We start from the raw sequence: 15,093 nt of genomic DNA, 5'->3' as shown, positions 1-15,093 counted from the left end.
CCTATGTGTCAATCAAAAGGCAACTCTTCCATGGAAAGCCGTTCTTGCGAAACTATCAAGCATGCGTAGGGCAAGCCCTCATTTTCGTACTCAAATTCTCCCCGCTGGTTGTCAATTGGGTCTGCACGCAATTGCATTTTTGCCGGCTGAAAGTCTGCCTGGATTTCACTATTTGCGACCATTCTAAAAACATCTAAATTGCCGAAATAATGATTCCACCGCTGTCTATCCCCGTCTCGGTAAGCACCACCACCAAAAGATAAATCCGCAAAGAGCCAGCCGTACGGTTCTATATAAAATTGTGCCCAATCATGACAGCCTGTATAATGTGTAGAAACATATAATCCCGATTGCCATTTGGCTGGTATCCCTGTAATCCGACAAAGCGTGATAAACAAAATCGCTTGCACGCCGCAGTCACCTTTTAAATTAGTTGCAGCATACTCTGAAATATTGGAAATTGTAAAATATTCACGCATGAATGAATAATGAATCTTTGTCGTCACAAAGTCATAAATCAAGCGTGCCTTTTTTAAGGGATTACTTTCATCGCCCACAATCTCATCTGCTAAATTTCTTAAATAAGGCGTGAATCGAATATGCGGTAACTGTTCCTCTAAATCAAAGCTTGGTTGCATTTTGTCTACGTTACTTTCTTCTAACTGTTGGTAAACCATCCGATTAACATAACAATATTCAACTGTAAACGTTTGATTTTCTTTTAAGATTGTTTCAAAACACAGTGTTCGTTGAGGCGCATCTTCTGCCGCAATATAGGTTGCCTCAGGTGACGTAGCTAGGATTTCAATTTCTGATTGTTGTTGACACGCTTTGGGTAGCGGCAAATGGACACGAACACGTTCACCTGGACGCTCAAATTCTTTTTTCACCTGAATGGTGGCTTTAATTGTTGTTCTCACTTTTCTACCACCGTTTTTTTGCATTTGTTCGATGTTCTCTTTTAGTTCTTTTTTGCGGAGAATTTCTAATTGATTGCTTTCTGCTTCCCGCAAACGTGCAACATATGCCGCATTTGTTTTAATTAAATTGGCCAAAAATCGAAGTTGGAAATACGGTTCACCTTCAATATAAACCCAGTCCACTAAACCCGTTTCTTTTAAACGAATTAATTCCTCTGTTTGATAATCCTGAAAAGTATCTCTCATCATTTGATCAGCTTTTGCAAAGCTATGAGGATACTCATTCATACGCATCATTTTAATGACATCTTTTTCAATTATCAAACGTTCTTTTAATGCCTGCGGAAGTTCTTTTGTCAACCAAAAATCAATGGCAGTATCCGCACTTGCAAAATCGCCAAATTCTTTCACCCTTTGAATTTCCTCAGGCAAAGGGACACTAAGATACTTTAAATCATACTTCATTAGCTTTACTCCTTTTTTAATGAGAAATGCCTAATCCAGCTACTTCTCCTAATTCCAATAATGGTTTTGCTTCTAAGGATACACCCCCAGTTACGGGCGCAGTTTCTAAACCGAATGTCGCATCTAAATCTGCTCGTGTGATATTCTTTTGAGCAGCAGCTAAATGGGCAGCAGCCGTGATGCCAATGGTTGTTTCTTCTGCCATACACCCAATCATGCATTCGATACCTGCTGTTTCACAAATCTGATTAATCTTCAGCGCTTCATGAATGCCGCCACACTTCATTAATTTTATATTGATAACATCGACTGTGCCTTTTTTAACCAATTCCAACGCATCTTGGGCATCAAAACAGCTTTCATCAGCCATAATTGTCGTATTGACTTGTGAGGTAACGTATTTTAGACCTTCTAAATTGCGCCTTTTAACTGGCTGTTCCACTAATTCAATTTGATAGTCTGCCAATTCTTGAATTGCTTTAACAGCATCTTTGGGCGTCCAAGCCTGATTTGCATCTAAGCGGAGCTTGATATCAAAGCCAACTGCTTCACGAATCGCTTTTACTCTTGCAATATCAGCTTCAATTCCTGTTCCGACTTTAATTTTTAACGTATCAAAACCTAGTTTGACTTTTTCGACGGCTTTTTGTGCCATCACATTTGGTTCATCAATGCCTAGTGTAATATCCGTTATTACTTGGTTATCATAGCCACCTAACAATTGATAAAGAGGCAGTTGGGCTTTCTGACCCATCAAATCATAACAAGCAATATCGATAGCTGCTTTTGCCGCTGGAGCGAAAGCAGATATTTTATTCATCACTTCATGAATTTTCTCAATATTAAAAGGGTTTAAGCCAATGATTGCTTGGCCAAATAATTCGATCGTTTCAAGCGTGCCAGCTAACGTTTCACCGGTAATAAAAATGCCTGGGCCTCCTTCCCCATATCCAATAAGGCCCTCTTCTGTTTCAATTTCCACAATTGCACTATCCGCGGATTCAATCGTCCCCAAAGCGATTGTAAATGTTTCTTTCAGCTTGATTTTCGATGCCCTAACATGTACCTGCTTAATTTTCATAAAATCCTCCCTTTGATATTTTCAATTGATTGAAAATTCAGTTTTTTAAAAATATCCAAAAATTAAATTTAGATTGTTATCGATCATTCTAAACTCATTGTTTTCTAATGTCAACAAAATAATGAGATTTCGATTAAAATAAAATGAATTTCCAATTTTACGAGCTTTTTTATAAATCAGTAAATTCCATGACATGTGAGATACTTCTCATTTACAAACATTCTTAAAAAAGGTATGATAGTAAAGAGGCAACTTGCAAAGGAGTAGAAGACGAATGAGTGAACAACCTCAACAACGCTCAACCGAAGAAGTTGAAGCAATTAAAGAAGATATTTTAACTGCATTAGAAACAGTGATTGACCCTGAATTAGGCATCGATATTGTAAATTTAGGACTAATTTATGAAGTTGAATTTGCAGAAGAAACTGGTGATACTGTCATCAAAATGACCTTAACCACAATGGGTTGTCCGTTAGCAGATGTTTTAACAGAACAAATCCATGGTGTTTTAAAAGATATTCCTGAAGTGAATAATATCGAAGTAAAATTAGTCTGGTACCCTGCTTGGACAACGGACAAAATGAGCCGTTACGCACGAATTGCTTTGGGTATTCGCTAGTTATTTCGAGACTAATGATAAAAACCGCCTGAAAGAACTGACTGATTAGTTTTTTTATGTGGTTTTTTGTTTAGCTAATAGTTTGCTAGTCCAACTTTTATTATTTTTCTTTTTAAGCACTTAAATTTAGCTAAACGAGTCAGACAAAAAAAGACATGGAATCATGAAAATCCATGTCTTTTTTAGTCGGATGTTGTTTTTATCGCAGGACAGTTTTCTTCCAAAAATTCAAAAATACTACTGTAATAATTTTCAGGTTCGTAGACACTTGAAGATAAATGTGGTGCTTTAGCAACAATGAGACCTTTTTTTATCCCCTGAGTTGCCGCTAAATTTTCTTCAAACATTGTCATTGGAACAAAGCGATCACCTGTACCGTGAATAAAAAATGTCGGCAACGTATTTTTGTGTAATTGTCTCACGGAAGAAGCGGTTTTCAATTGAAAGCCATAGTTATTTAATGCTAATTGATTAGCAATCGTTAAAATAGGAAAAGCGGGTAAATGAAAAGATTCATGTAGGACATATTTAAATTCATCATAGACAGAAGTGTAGCCACAATCCACTATTAATCCGCGGACATTCGTTGGTAACTTTTCACCACTTGCCATCATGACAGTAGCCGCTCCCATGGAACCGCCCACTAAAATAATTTCTGCTTCCATATCAATAGCAAGAACTTCACTAATCCAACTTAATAAATCTAACCGATCCAGCCATCCCATCCCAATTTTATTCCCTGAACTTTTCCCGTGTGCACGCAAATCGGGAACTAAAACATTGTAGCCTTCTTCTGCAAAACGTAATGCAGTATATGCCATATCGCGTTTTCCGTTTGAACGATAACCATGCACACAAATCGCCCAACGATGGTTATCTGGATAAGGAGTAAAACACCGTGCATACAATGTTTCATCTTTAATTTTCAACCAACGATCTTCAGCAAAAGACTCTGTCCAAAAAGCTTCGCCTTCTTGTTTTTGTTGTTCTTCTATTTTAGTATATCTTGTTTCTCGTTCTTGAAAATTATCAGGATTTAATAACCGATGCCCTTTTTTATGATACCAAGGGTTGTCTTTAAGCAACGCGATTTTCAAAAAATAATTGGCAATGTAAAAAGAAAAAACAACGCCAATCATTGCAAAAATGATCAGTAACCCGAGGAGCCATTTCATCTGCAAATCACACCCTCTTCTAAAGTATTTCCTTCTTCATTTAATATACTATGGATTTTTCATTTCTGAAAGAAATCACCCTTACATTTTGTTATTTTTTGAAAAAAAAAGCAGCCGGTTCAAAAAGAGACGGCTACTTTTAATCTATCAACAATCCAACGTTGTCATATCTTCATATGTCTCACGACGAGCAACTAATTTTGCTTGTCCATCTTCGACAAAAACCACCGCTGGTCGAGGATTTCGGTTGTAATTACTTGCCATTGAATAACCGTAAGCCCCCGTACTACTAATGGCCAATAAATCCCCTGCTTTAACTTCTGGCAATAAAATATCTCGAAGTAAGACATCTCCTGATTCGCAATATTTACCAACCACTGTGACTTTCTTGACTGAATCATGCCCCTCACGATTCGCTAAAAATCCATCATAAACCGCTTGATACAAAGCAGGCCGTATATTATCACCCATGCCACCATCTACGGAAACAAAATGACGAACACCAGGAACCTCTTTTTGTGCGCCAACTGTATAAATCGTTGTGCCCGCTTCGGCAATTAAACTGCGGCCTGGTTCAATCCAAAGCTCAGGCAGTGGATACCCTAATTGTTCACAATGACCTTTCAAGGAATAAACAATTTTTTCAACAAATGTTGCTGGTGCTAATGGCTCATCTTGCTGCGTGTACTGCACACCAAAACCACCACCCATATTTAAAACATGTGCTGTAAATTGATGGACTTGCCGCCAGTCTTCTAAAATAGTGAACATTTTTTCAACAGCAGCTAAAAAGCCTTCCACAGCAAAAATTTGCGAGCCAATATGGCAATGGACCCCTTGTACATCAAAAGAGGGGTTTGATAAAAGGCGAACGAGCGCTTCTGTTGCCTGGCCACTTGCAACATCAAAACCAAATTTTGAATCTTCTTGGCCTGTCAAAATGTAATCATGTGTTTCTGCATCCACGCCAGGACTCACCCGAAAAAGAACTTTTTGTGTTTGGTTTCGTGTAGCTAATAATTCTTCCAACAAGTCAATTTCGTAAAAATTATCAATGACAATTGTACCTATTTTGTTATCCAAAGCATAACGTAATTCTTCAGGGGTTTTATTATTTCCATGGAACTCAATTTCCGTTGGTTCCATGCCCCCTTTTAAAGCTGTGAATAGTTCTCCACCAGAGACAACATCACAAGCAATATCTTCTTCCTTTAACACTTGATAAATAGCTAAACAACTAAATGCTTTACTTGCATAAACCACTTTATTTTTGATACCTAATTGATTTAACGTTTGTTTAAAACCACGTGCCTGCGCGCGAATATGAGCGACATCATAGACAAATAACGGCGTCCCGAATTTTTGCGCCAACATTACGGTGTCACAACCACCGATTTCTAAATGATTTTCCCGATTCATTTTTGCTGTACCAAATAACATGTTTTCCCGCCCCTTCATTTTGTTTTATTAAAAATCATAGCATAAAACCCAGTAGCTTCCTATAATTTTCCACATTTTTCTCTGACTTTCTCCTGTTGCTTTTTTTCGCCAAATAGCCTACAATAATTGGCATACGAATAAAAAACCTTTATTATCAACACTTTAATCTTTTAAATTAAAATTGGTATATACGAAAAAAGAAAGAAGGCAGATGACTTGGCTACACTGAACCGCGATCAACAAATTGAAGAAATTATTAATTTGGAAGCAATTTTGAATTTACCGAAAGGAACAGAACATTTTGTCAGTGATTTACATGGTGAATTTGAAGCTTTTGACCATATTTTAAGAAATGGTTCTGGGCGAATCCGAGAAAAAGTTCAATTTTTATTTAAACAAGAATTAAATGCCCATCAGATGGACGAGCTTTGTTTTATTATCTACTATCCAGAAGAAAAATTAACACTTTTAGAAAATGAAAGCGCCCTCTCTTATGAATGGTGGCTATTAACGATTCGCCGTCTGGTTGAAATCGTCCGTTCTTCTTCGATGAAGTACACACGTTCTAAAGTTCGCAAAGCCCTTCCTGAAACCTATGGGTATATTCTCGAAGAATTGATTTATCAATATGATGAAACAACAACCAAAAACGGTTACTATCAACAAATTATTGAAAAAATTATTTTACTAGGTGAAGCCAAACGTTTCGTGACAGAATTAGCTTATCTAATCCAACGTCTGATTATCGATCACCTACATGTTATTGGGGATATCTATGACCGGGGGCCAGCACCAGATAAAATTATGGACCGATTAATGTCCTATCACTCCTTGGATATTCAACTAGGCAATCATGATATGATTTGGCTGGCTGCTTATAGTGGTTCACTGGCTTGTTTAGCCAATGTAGTACGTATTTGTGCTCGCTATGGAAATTTAGATTTGTTAGAAGAACGTTATGCTATCGATTTAACCGCCTTAAAAAAATTTAGTTTAGAAACATATAAAGAAAATCCTGCTTTTGCACCCAAGAAAAATCCCTATCGTGCGTTAACTGAAGCTGAAAAACAAGTAGCGATGCGTGTGCAACAAGCCATTGCCATTATTCAAGAAAAACTAGAAGGGCAAATTATTGGTCGACGCCCTGATTTTAACTTGGCACATCGGCTACGCTTAGATAAGATTCAAGGGGAAACTATTACTTTTGACGAATGTCGTTATACATTAATTAACAGCTGTTTCCAAACCGTTTCTGAAGAGCAGCCTTACCAATTAACACGTGAGGAAAAACAGATAATTGATGATTTATTAACGCAATTTCAGTCTTCACCGCGGTTAACAAAACACATGCGCTTTCTAATGGAAAAAGCTTCTCTTTACCTTGTGTATAATCAAAATTTATTGATTCATGGCTGTCTGCCTCTGAATGCGGACGGTACTTTTCAAGCTTATACATTTAAAGGCCACTCCTATTCAGGAAAAGCTTTAGTAGACTTCTTTCAGGAAATGTTAGAACAAGCTTACGCTCAGCCTGCTATTACAGATGACTATGCGACAGATTGTTTATGGTATCTTTGGTGTGGCGAAGGCTCCTCATTATTTGGTAAACGAGCTATGAAAACCTTTGAGCGTTATTTTCTCGCTGAAAAAGAAACACATCATGAAGAAAAGAATCCTTACTACTCTTTGCGTGATACGGTTGAAGTTTGTGAAAGAATCCTAGATGAATTTGAAGTGACTGGTGAAAATCGACATATCATTAATGGCCATACACCAGTTAAACGAACAAAAGGCGAATCGCCAATCAAAGCAAATGGCACGCTTCTCGTAATTGACGGCGGCTTTTCAAAATCTTATCAGACAATTACTGGAATTGCTGGTTATACATTGTTGTACAACTCGTTCGGGTTACAACTGACCGCGCATAAATCTTTTTCTAGTAAAGAAACAGCCATTTTAAATAATCAAGACATTCATTCCATCAAACAAGTCATCGATCGCCCCTTACAGCGGCTATTAGTGAAAGATACCACTATCGGCAAAGAGCTATTAAAGCAATCGCAAGCACTCCAAAAACAAATGAAACAAAACCAGTAGTGCCATTAAAAAGACGCTTGCGCTCTTATCCGAAAAATGATTAAATGGAGGAGTTGAGAAAATATCTATTAGAGAAACGGAAAGGGTTTTACATTGAAGAAACAGCAACTCTCACTTTACGGCACCATTTTCTTTCTTTGCTTTTTCCTAATTGTGGGCTTCTTCTTCTCAAGTCGTGGCGAAGATTATGCCAAAGAATCTGAACAAAAAGTTACAATTGATTCCGCCAAACATGAGAAACATACGAAAGACAAGGAAGAAAATAATTCAGCAAATACAGTATTTTTTGATAAAATAAATGACCTGCTCGTCGCTTCTGTCAAAGAATTTGAAGGAACGGTCGGGATTAGTTATTTAGATTTGGAAACTGGCGAACAACGTTCCGTGAATGGCCAACATGAATTTTATACAGCTAGCACTATTAAAGTGCCACTGACGATGCTAGTCGCCGACACGGTTGCTTCTGGTCAAAAAAAATGGACAGACCTGATTCCCTATAACGCCGAAGAAGATTATGAAGAAGGAACTGGGATCATTGCCTATAATATCCAACCAGAATATCCATTAAAAACGTTACAAGAATATGCCATCACCTATTCTGATAATATCGCTAAAAATATGCTCTATGACACATTGGGAGGTGATGCAAAAGCAAAACGAGAAATGTATCAGCGTTATTTGCACAAGACACCTTCGATTGAAGAGCCACAATTTTCTTCGGAAGATGCGCTTGTTATTCTACAAAAATTATATACTGAAAAAGCAACAAAACCAGATTACCAAGCGATTTATGATTCTATGAAACAAAGTGTTTTCCATGAAAGAATGGAAACTCCCACAACTCAAGGAAAAGTTGCTCATAAAATTGGTTCCTATGATGAATTTATTCATGATATGGGGATTTTAGAAACACCTCACCCCTTTGCTTTAGCAATTTTTACTAAAGGACCTGATAATGCTAAGAGTGCTGCGTTTATTGCTTCAGTGACAGATAAGTTATGGCAATTACAGGTGTCTGAATATCCTAATCAATAACAGTTAAAAAATACCCTTGGTTTATTAAGACGACTTAATAAACCAAGGGTATTTTTATTGTTTGTTATTATTATCCGTTTGTACAGACAACAACTTCGTAAAACGTTCTGCCAACATTTGGTGGGCATCAATTTTTTTGGTTCCTTGTGCTTTTGCTGCAAAACTAGCAAAGTTTAAGCCAGCCCCAAATAGTTGTAACGCACCGTTGCCTAAATCTCCCTTTTTAAGAGCTTCAAGCCCATCTTCGATAAACTGGTTACTTTCATATAAATGACACTCAGGAAGATATTTCACGCCGTGATGATATCGTTTTACATTCAGAATGATTTGCTTCGCGGCTTCTTCTGAAATAGCCGCTCCCAAGTTTAACAGTAGCTCATTGATTGGTTCCACCAAGTGAGCATAGTCACTTTCGTATTTTTGACAATTCAGTGCAATCGCTTTGCGGCGTTCTTCATTTTTCATTTTTTCCACTCCCTTTTTTATTAAAAACGAGCACGAAAGCTACCAACTGGCTTCGCACTCGTTCTTTCTAACCATTAATTTTCTTTGTTCATGCTTTTAATTTTAATTAGACGTGTAATTTCGCCACGTTCATTTTCTTCTAATTTCATTTGAATGTAGTAAATTGTTTCTTCTAATTGTGGAATCGTCATATACTCTAAAGCATTGACACGACGACGCGTTTTTTCAATTTCTTTTGATAATAATTGGCACGTCTTTTCAACATTTGCAAGTGCTAATAATTTCGGTAAAATGCTTGAAATTTTAGCAAAAGCTTGATCAAGCTCGCTGTTTGAATTTACGTAGCCATAATCTAAGGGTGCTTCTTGAACCGATTCATCGTAATCAAAAATCATTTTAGGAACTGGCACACTTAAGATGTTCTGTTCAATAATTTCTAATTCAACTTTTTCTGCTGGAATTGCCACTAACTCTTCAATAAAGGCTTCGTTCAACGTTGCGTTTGCCAATACAAAATTTGATAACGCATCCGTCACTTCTTGTTCAACCTGAATACGTAACTCATTGTTTTCTTTGACTAGCGCAATAAACCGTCGCATCAATTCATCTTGTTTGTCTTTCAGCAACTTATGACCTCTCGTGGCCGTAGTTAACTGTTTTTTCAATCGGGAAAGTTCCATACGGGTTGGATTAACATTTAATCGAGCCATTTTTCTACTTCCCTTCAGTTAAGTATTGATCGAGCATATCCTCTTTAATTCGTTTTAGTTCTGTTCTCGGTAGCATACTTAATAGTTCCCACCCAAGATCTAACGTTTCTTCAATCGAACGGTTTGTATCGAATCCTTGATTGACATATTCTTCTTCAAAACGTTGGGCAAAAGCTGCGTAAATTTTATCGACATCGGAAAGAGCTGATTCTCCTAAAATGACAGCTAATTCTTTGGCTTGTTTCCCTTGTGCATAGGCTGAGAACAATTGATTCATCGTCGCTGCATGATCCCCGCGCGTTTTGCCTTCGCCAGTTCCTTTGTCTTTAAGACGGGAAAGTGATGGCAATACATCAATTGGTGGTTGGATACCGCTCTTATATAGTTCCCGGGACAAGATAATTTGCCCTTCTGTAATATAGCCAGTTAAATCGGGAATTGGATGTGTTTTATCCTCCTCTGGCATTGTTAAAATAGGAATCTGTGTTACGGAACCTTTTGAGCCACGAATTCGTCCTGCCCGTTCATACAACGTTGCTAAGTTCGTGTAAAGATAACCTGGGTAACCACGACGTCCTGGAACTTCACGGCGTGCTGCTGAAATTTCTCGCAACGCTTCGCAATAATTGGTCATATCCGTCATGATAACTAAGACATGCATGCCCTTTTCATAAGCTAAATATTCAGCAGCTGTCAAAGCCATTCTAGGTGTTGCAATCCGTTCAATGGCTGGATCATTCGCTAAGTTCATAAACAAGACTGAACGATCAATTGCGCCTGTTTGACGGAAATCTTCCATAAAATATTCCGCTTCTTCAAAGGTAATCCCAATGGCCGCAAAAACTACGGCAAATTCTTCTTCACTATTTAACACGTTGGCTTGTCTGGCAATTTGTGCTGCTAATTCTTTATGAGGTAAGCCAGATGCTGAAAAAACAGGTAATTTTTGACCACGAACTAAGGTATTTAAATGGTCAATCGCTGAAATCCCTGTTTGGATGAACTCATCGGGATAATCACGAGCGACTGGATTGATAACTTCGCCGTTAATATCTAATTTTTTCTCAGGTAATAATTCTGGTCCATTATCTTTTAAGCGACCTAAGCCGTCAAAAACGCGCCCCATCATATCTGGCGAAACCCCTAATTCTAAAGGATGTCCCAGAAAGCGAACTTTTGAATCACGAATATTGATGTTACTCGTTCCTTCAAATGTTTGGACCATCGCTTTATCTCCATTGATTTCTAAAACTTGCCCTTGGCGAATTTCGCCATTTTGCATGCGTACTTCAATTAATTCTTCGTACTTTACGCCTGCCACTTTTTCAACAATCATCAGAGGACCAACGACTTCATTGATTGTGCGATATTCTTTAATCATTCGTCATTCCTCCTTCAGCAATGATTTCTTTTATCGTTGTTTTAATTTCTGCTTGTAAACGATCCAATTTTTCTAATTCTTCTTCTGGTAAATACTTGCTACGAGCAATGCGATCACGGATTTCAACTGTTCCCGCCATTAACTCAGAGAAATAAGTGCCTAAACTTAAGGCTTTTTGACCTTCTTCACCAAAAGTTAGAATCAATTGCAACATTTTCGCTTGTTTGGTTCGAGAAGTGAACGTATCCACGTCATCAAAAGCATTTTGTTGCAAATAGTCTTCCCGTAATGATTTGGCCGTTTCCAACGTTAAACGGTCTTTATCCGACAAGGAATCAATCCCAACCAAGCGAACAATTTCTTCCAGTTGAGATTCCTCTTGTAAAATCCGCATCCCTTCAGCTACCATAGCGGCCCAGTTTCCTTGCAATTCCAAGTCTAAATATTGCCCTACTTCTGTGGAGTAAAGAGAATAACTTTGCAACCAGTTAATAGAAGGAAAATGACGCTTTTGTGCTAATTGAGAATCTAAGCCCCAGAATACTTTAACAACGCGTAACGTATTTTGGGTGACAGGTTCTGATATGTCCCCACCAGATGGCGAAACCGCACTAATCGCTGTAATGCTTCCTTCACGATGATCTTTTCCTAACGCGATGACTTGTCCTGCTCGTTCATAATATTCAGCTAAACGGCTACCTAAATAGGCTGGATAGCCTTCATCACCAGGCATTTCTTCTAACCGGCCACTCATTTCTCGTAACGCTTCTGCCCAACGAGAAGTAGAATCCGCCATAATTGCGACTGAGTAACCCATATCACGGAAATATTCTGCAATGGTAATCCCTGTATAAATCGAGGCTTCCCGTGCCGCTACCGGCATATTTGACGTATTCGCAATTAAAATCGTCCGATTCATCAAAGACTCACCAGTTGTTGGATCAATTAATTCTGGAAATTCATTTAAAACATCTGTCATTTCATTCCCGCGTTCCCCGCAACCAACGTAAACGACTAAGTCGACATCGGCCCACTTAGCAATTTGGTGCTGAACGACTGTTTTTCCAGCGCCAAATGGTCCTGGAACTGCTGCCGCTCCGCCTTTCGTAATTGGGAAAAAAGTATCAATTACGCGTTGTCCGGTCACCATCGGTACTTTGGGACTTAGTTTTTCTAAAATGGGACGTCCCCGCCGAACGGGCCATTTTTGCATCATGCTAAAACTTTCTGTTCCTTTAGCCGTTTCCACTGAATAAACTGTTTCATCAATGGCAAAATCCCCTGCTTTAATTTCGGCAATCGTTCCTGAAACGCCGAAAGGCACCATAATTTTATGTTGAATAATCGCTGTTTCTTGAACCACACCGACGATGTCACCTGCCGACACTTCTTCACCAACTGCCACAGTCGGTTCAAACGTCCATTTTTTCTCACGATCTAACGCATCAATTTTAACGCCACGGCCTAAAAAGTTACTGTGGGTTACTTCTTGAAATGTATCCAATGGTCGTTGAATACCATCAAACATTTCGGCAATTAAACCTGGGGCTAATTCAACAGATAATGGTTCTCCTGTTGAAATAACTGGTTCTCCTGGTCCAATGCCTGTTGTTTCTTCATATACTTGAATCGAAGCGACGTCGCCTCGCATTTCAATAATCTCTCCGATAACGCCTAAATCTCCTACATGACAAATGTCTTGGATACTAGCATCTGACATGTTTTCAGCTAAAATCAAAGGACCTGAAACTTTGACAATTTTTCCAATTTGCACGCTCATTCTCCTTTGCATTATAAAATATTTTGTCCAATTGCTTTTTCAACATTTTTTTCAATCTCACTTAAACCGATTCCGATTGTACCATTATGACTTGGGATTAAAATAATCGCTGGTGTCACTTGTTCTTTGTATCGTTCAATCGTTTCTTCTGCTAAAGTAGAGGCTTCTTCCGTTATGAAAATGACCCCAAACTTATTTTTTGCCATAGTTTCAATGGCTTCTCTAACTTGCATTTCTGAAATGGCATGATGGACCTCAAAGCCAAACAGTTTAAATGGTAAGATTGAATTTTTGTCTCCAATGACACCAATTTTATACCCCATTGACTTTTCGCATCCTTTCTCGAATTTTTTCATTTGAAAACCCACTATGTTTTCCGACCAAAATTAAACGTAGATTTTTCCATTCAACCTCTTTCGCATTCAAAAAGGCTAGTAATGGGAGCGGCCCAAAAGCAACCGTTCGACCGTTTTCATACATTGAGGTCAGGTAATCATCTTTGAGTTTTTCAAAAGCCAATAAATTTAATTCATTGGTTTCTTTATTGATAATCTTTTCTAATAGTTGTCCGTAATTCGTTGTTCTGACAAATGCTGTAAATTCTACAAGTGACTTTTCCGCATAGGTCAACAGTTCTTTCTTTGAGATACTGCCAGCGCTAGAAAGCACGGTTGATAAAAAGTTACTGTTTTGATGTTGAACAATCCCTCTAGCCATCGTTGATAGATTGGTTAAATCAATAAAAGCGATGACTTCCTTCGTTAACTCTTCATAGCCCAATTCATCCGCTAATTTTCGCTGTTGCTGTAAAAATGCTCGATCATAAAGGATATCAATTGCTTGTGGCAAACCGCCTTCTTCCAGATAGGCAAAAACATCACGGATCACTTCTAATAATGCTGGCTCAAGTTCGGAAGAGTTTTTTGTATGAATGGCACTTTTGACTGTGTTTAGAGAATAACGACCATCCTCTAAATAAAGATAATCAAAATCTTTACCTGTTTGCTCAGCTTTCGTCAAAATTTTCAAGTTATGGAAGGTAAAACGCATCGTATACAACGTTACTACAGCTGGTTCTGGAGCCATTTCATATAACCAGCGATAAAGATTTCCCAGCGCTTCAGAAGAATGGTAGTCAAATTTTTCTTCAAAAGTTTCGGTTAAATAAGGTTGATAAACCGTACTTTTTAACATATTTTTAACGTCTTCAACTGTTTCCGCTTCTAAAAGTTGTTGAAACTGTTGCTCAGAAAGCAGCTCCGTTTCTTTTAAACGAATCAGCGGATTAATTTGATGATACGTTGGTTTTCTCATGCTACGTCCTCCCTTCTTAACTGAAAAGTTTTTCTGCTACTTTAAAGCCTTCTGTTTTTTGAATCTCTTCAACTAATGCTGAAAAGAGAAAATTATAATCCAAACCGTCTTTTGCAACGATAAAGCCACTTTCTTTTGGAACAACTTCCTCTGAAAGCTCCCATTGAACAGTAGCATCAGAAAGAGCGGTCAGCCATTCTTGCGTCACTTTCGTTTGAGAATACTCGCCTAAAAGAATGGTTGCTTTTCCTGTTAATTCAAGTGAGCCTAATTGTGCTTTCATAAATTGTTGAAATTCTTCCGCTGACCATTCACTCATCTTTAAGACCACTTCGTCAAATAATTGGTTAAGATATGCTTGTTTTTTATTTAATGCATCCTGACGAATTTCTAGTGTTTGCCGTTGTTGGCGTTGTTTAAATTCTTTTAATAATTGTTGTTGTCGTTTTTCTATTTCATGTTCTTGCTTCAGCAAAATTTCTTGTTGTGCTGCTTGGAATTCTTGATCGATGCGCGTTTGTTCACTGGTGACATAGGCTTCGACTTCTTGCTTTCCTTGCTGCTTAATTTCACTGATGATTTTTTCAATGGCATCCATCCATCTGCCTCCT

At 38.1% G+C, this 15,093-nt stretch carries 14 protein-coding genes; 3 read left to right on the top strand and 11 right to left on the bottom strand.

Annotated features, from left to right (window positions below; all coding sequences use genetic code 11):
- Window positions 1–8: 8 nt before the first annotated feature.
- Together MKZ30_RS06315 and MKZ30_RS06310 are read right to left on the bottom strand one after the other, a co-directional pair.
- Entirely contained in the window at window positions 9–1,385 is a 1,377-nt protein-coding gene (locus MKZ30_RS06315; protein ID WP_033600693.1) for a transglutaminase-like domain-containing protein, read from the bottom strand.
- A 16-nt stretch (window positions 1,386–1,401) separates the two neighbouring features.
- Window positions 1,402–2,466, bottom strand: coding sequence for a dipeptide epimerase (locus tag MKZ30_RS06310; RefSeq protein ID WP_033600694.1), 1,065 nt, complete (start codon window positions 2,464–2,466; stop codon window positions 1,402–1,404).
- A gap of 274 nt (window positions 2,467–2,740) precedes the next feature.
- On the opposite strand from MKZ30_RS06310, the gene MKZ30_RS06305 reads away from it, so the two are divergent.
- Window positions 2,741–3,085: a metal-sulfur cluster assembly factor gene (locus MKZ30_RS06305; RefSeq protein WP_002357660.1), complete on the top strand. Its 345-nt coding sequence runs from the start codon at window positions 2,741–2,743 to the stop codon at window positions 3,083–3,085.
- A 182-nt stretch (window positions 3,086–3,267) separates the two neighbouring features.
- On the opposite strand, the gene MKZ30_RS06300 is transcribed toward MKZ30_RS06305, so the two are convergent.
- A complete protein-coding gene (locus MKZ30_RS06300; RefSeq protein WP_033600698.1) occupies window positions 3,268–4,260 on the bottom strand; it encodes an alpha/beta hydrolase in 993 nt (330 codons plus the stop codon).
- A gap of 147 nt (window positions 4,261–4,407) precedes the next feature.
- Entirely contained in the window at window positions 4,408–5,718 is a 1,311-nt protein-coding gene (lysA, locus tag MKZ30_RS06295; protein WP_033600695.1) for a diaminopimelate decarboxylase, read from the bottom strand.
- A gap of 198 nt (window positions 5,719–5,916) precedes the next feature.
- On the opposite strand from lysA, the gene MKZ30_RS06290 reads away from it, so the two are divergent.
- Both MKZ30_RS06290 and MKZ30_RS06285 read left to right on the top strand, forming a co-directional pair.
- Window positions 5,917–7,797, top strand: a complete 1,881-nt coding sequence (locus MKZ30_RS06290) for a fructose-bisphosphatase class III (RefSeq protein ID WP_010816502.1) — start codon at window positions 5,917–5,919, stop codon at window positions 7,795–7,797.
- 153 nt (window positions 7,798–7,950) lie between these two features.
- Complete coding sequence (locus MKZ30_RS06285) at window positions 7,951–8,832, top strand: serine hydrolase (protein WP_002374908.1); 882 nt, start codon at window positions 7,951–7,953, stop codon at window positions 8,830–8,832.
- 54 nt (window positions 8,833–8,886) lie between these two features.
- Here the strand turns inward: MKZ30_RS06285 and MKZ30_RS06280 are convergent, their stop codons facing one another.
- From MKZ30_RS06280 to MKZ30_RS06250, 7 genes are all read right to left on the bottom strand, one after another.
- On the bottom strand, window positions 8,887–9,297 hold the full coding sequence (locus MKZ30_RS06280; protein WP_249958801.1) for a hypothetical protein: 411 nt from the start codon (window positions 9,295–9,297) through the stop codon (window positions 8,887–8,889).
- A gap of 74 nt (window positions 9,298–9,371) precedes the next feature.
- Entirely contained in the window at window positions 9,372–10,007 is a 636-nt protein-coding gene (locus MKZ30_RS06275; protein WP_002357673.1) for a V-type ATP synthase subunit D, read from the bottom strand.
- A 4-nt stretch (window positions 10,008–10,011) separates the two neighbouring features.
- The gene (locus MKZ30_RS06270) at window positions 10,012–11,388 is read right to left on the bottom strand and encodes a V-type ATP synthase subunit B (protein WP_033600697.1); all 1,377 of its coding nucleotides are present in this window, start codon (window positions 11,386–11,388) and stop codon (window positions 10,012–10,014) included.
- Window positions 11,381–13,162, bottom strand: a complete 1,782-nt coding sequence (locus MKZ30_RS06265) for a V-type ATP synthase subunit A (protein ID WP_010713426.1) — start codon at window positions 13,160–13,162, stop codon at window positions 11,381–11,383. Before MKZ30_RS06265 ends, MKZ30_RS06270 begins: the two co-directional genes overlap by 8 nt.
- A 17-nt stretch (window positions 13,163–13,179) precedes the next feature.
- Window positions 13,180–13,491 (bottom strand): V-type ATP synthase subunit F, encoded by a 312-nt coding sequence (locus tag MKZ30_RS06260; RefSeq protein ID WP_002357676.1) that lies wholly within the window; start codon window positions 13,489–13,491, stop codon window positions 13,180–13,182.
- Window positions 13,481–14,482, bottom strand: a complete 1,002-nt coding sequence (locus tag MKZ30_RS06255) for a V-type ATPase subunit (RefSeq protein WP_002366645.1) — start codon at window positions 14,480–14,482, stop codon at window positions 13,481–13,483. Before MKZ30_RS06255 ends, MKZ30_RS06260 begins: the two co-directional genes overlap by 11 nt.
- Before the next feature lie 16 nt (window positions 14,483–14,498).
- Complete coding sequence (locus MKZ30_RS06250; RefSeq protein WP_002365627.1) at window positions 14,499–15,080, bottom strand: V-type ATP synthase subunit E; 582 nt, start codon at window positions 15,078–15,080, stop codon at window positions 14,499–14,501.
- Between the last annotated feature and the right edge of the window lie 13 nt (window positions 15,081–15,093).

The sequence above is a fragment of the Enterococcus sp. LX10 genome, assembly GCF_023539285.1.
Lineage (GTDB): Bacteria > Bacillota > Bacilli > Lactobacillales > Enterococcaceae > Enterococcus > Enterococcus faecalis.
Note: the sequence above shows the minus strand (reverse complement) of the source record. Positions and strands in the feature narration are given on the sequence as shown.

Coding starts and splice junctions, on each gene's coding strand:
- MKZ30_RS06315 (WP_033600693.1), bottom strand. CDS start 1,385: ATGAAGTATGATTTAAAGTATCTTAGTGTCCCTTTGCCTGAGGAAATT.
- MKZ30_RS06250 (WP_002365627.1), bottom strand. CDS start 15,080: ATGGATGCCATTGAAAAAATCATCAGTGAAATTAAGCAGCAAGGAAAG.
- MKZ30_RS06260 (WP_002357676.1), bottom strand. CDS start 13,491: ATGGGGTATAAAATTGGTGTCATTGGAGACAAAAATTCAATCTTACCA.
- MKZ30_RS06275 (WP_002357673.1), bottom strand. CDS start 10,007: ATGGCTCGATTAAATGTTAATCCAACCCGTATGGAACTTTCCCGATTG.
- MKZ30_RS06300 (WP_033600698.1), bottom strand. CDS start 4,260: ATGAAATGGCTCCTCGGGTTACTGATCATTTTTGCAATGATTGGCGTT.
- MKZ30_RS06270 (WP_033600697.1), bottom strand. CDS start 11,388: ATGATTAAAGAATATCGCACAATCAATGAAGTCGTTGGTCCTCTGATG.
- lysA (WP_033600695.1), bottom strand. CDS start 5,718: ATGAAGGGGCGGGAAAACATGTTATTTGGTACAGCAAAAATGAATCGG.
- MKZ30_RS06310 (WP_033600694.1), bottom strand. CDS start 2,466: ATGAAAATTAAGCAGGTACATGTTAGGGCATCGAAAATCAAGCTGAAA.
- MKZ30_RS06305 (WP_002357660.1), top strand. CDS start 2,741: ATGAGTGAACAACCTCAACAACGCTCAACCGAAGAAGTTGAAGCAATT.
- MKZ30_RS06255 (WP_002366645.1), bottom strand. CDS start 14,482: ATGAGAAAACCAACGTATCATCAAATTAATCCGCTGATTCGTTTAAAA.
- MKZ30_RS06280 (WP_249958801.1), bottom strand. CDS start 9,297: ATGAAAAATGAAGAACGCCGCAAAGCGATTGCACTGAATTGTCAAAAA.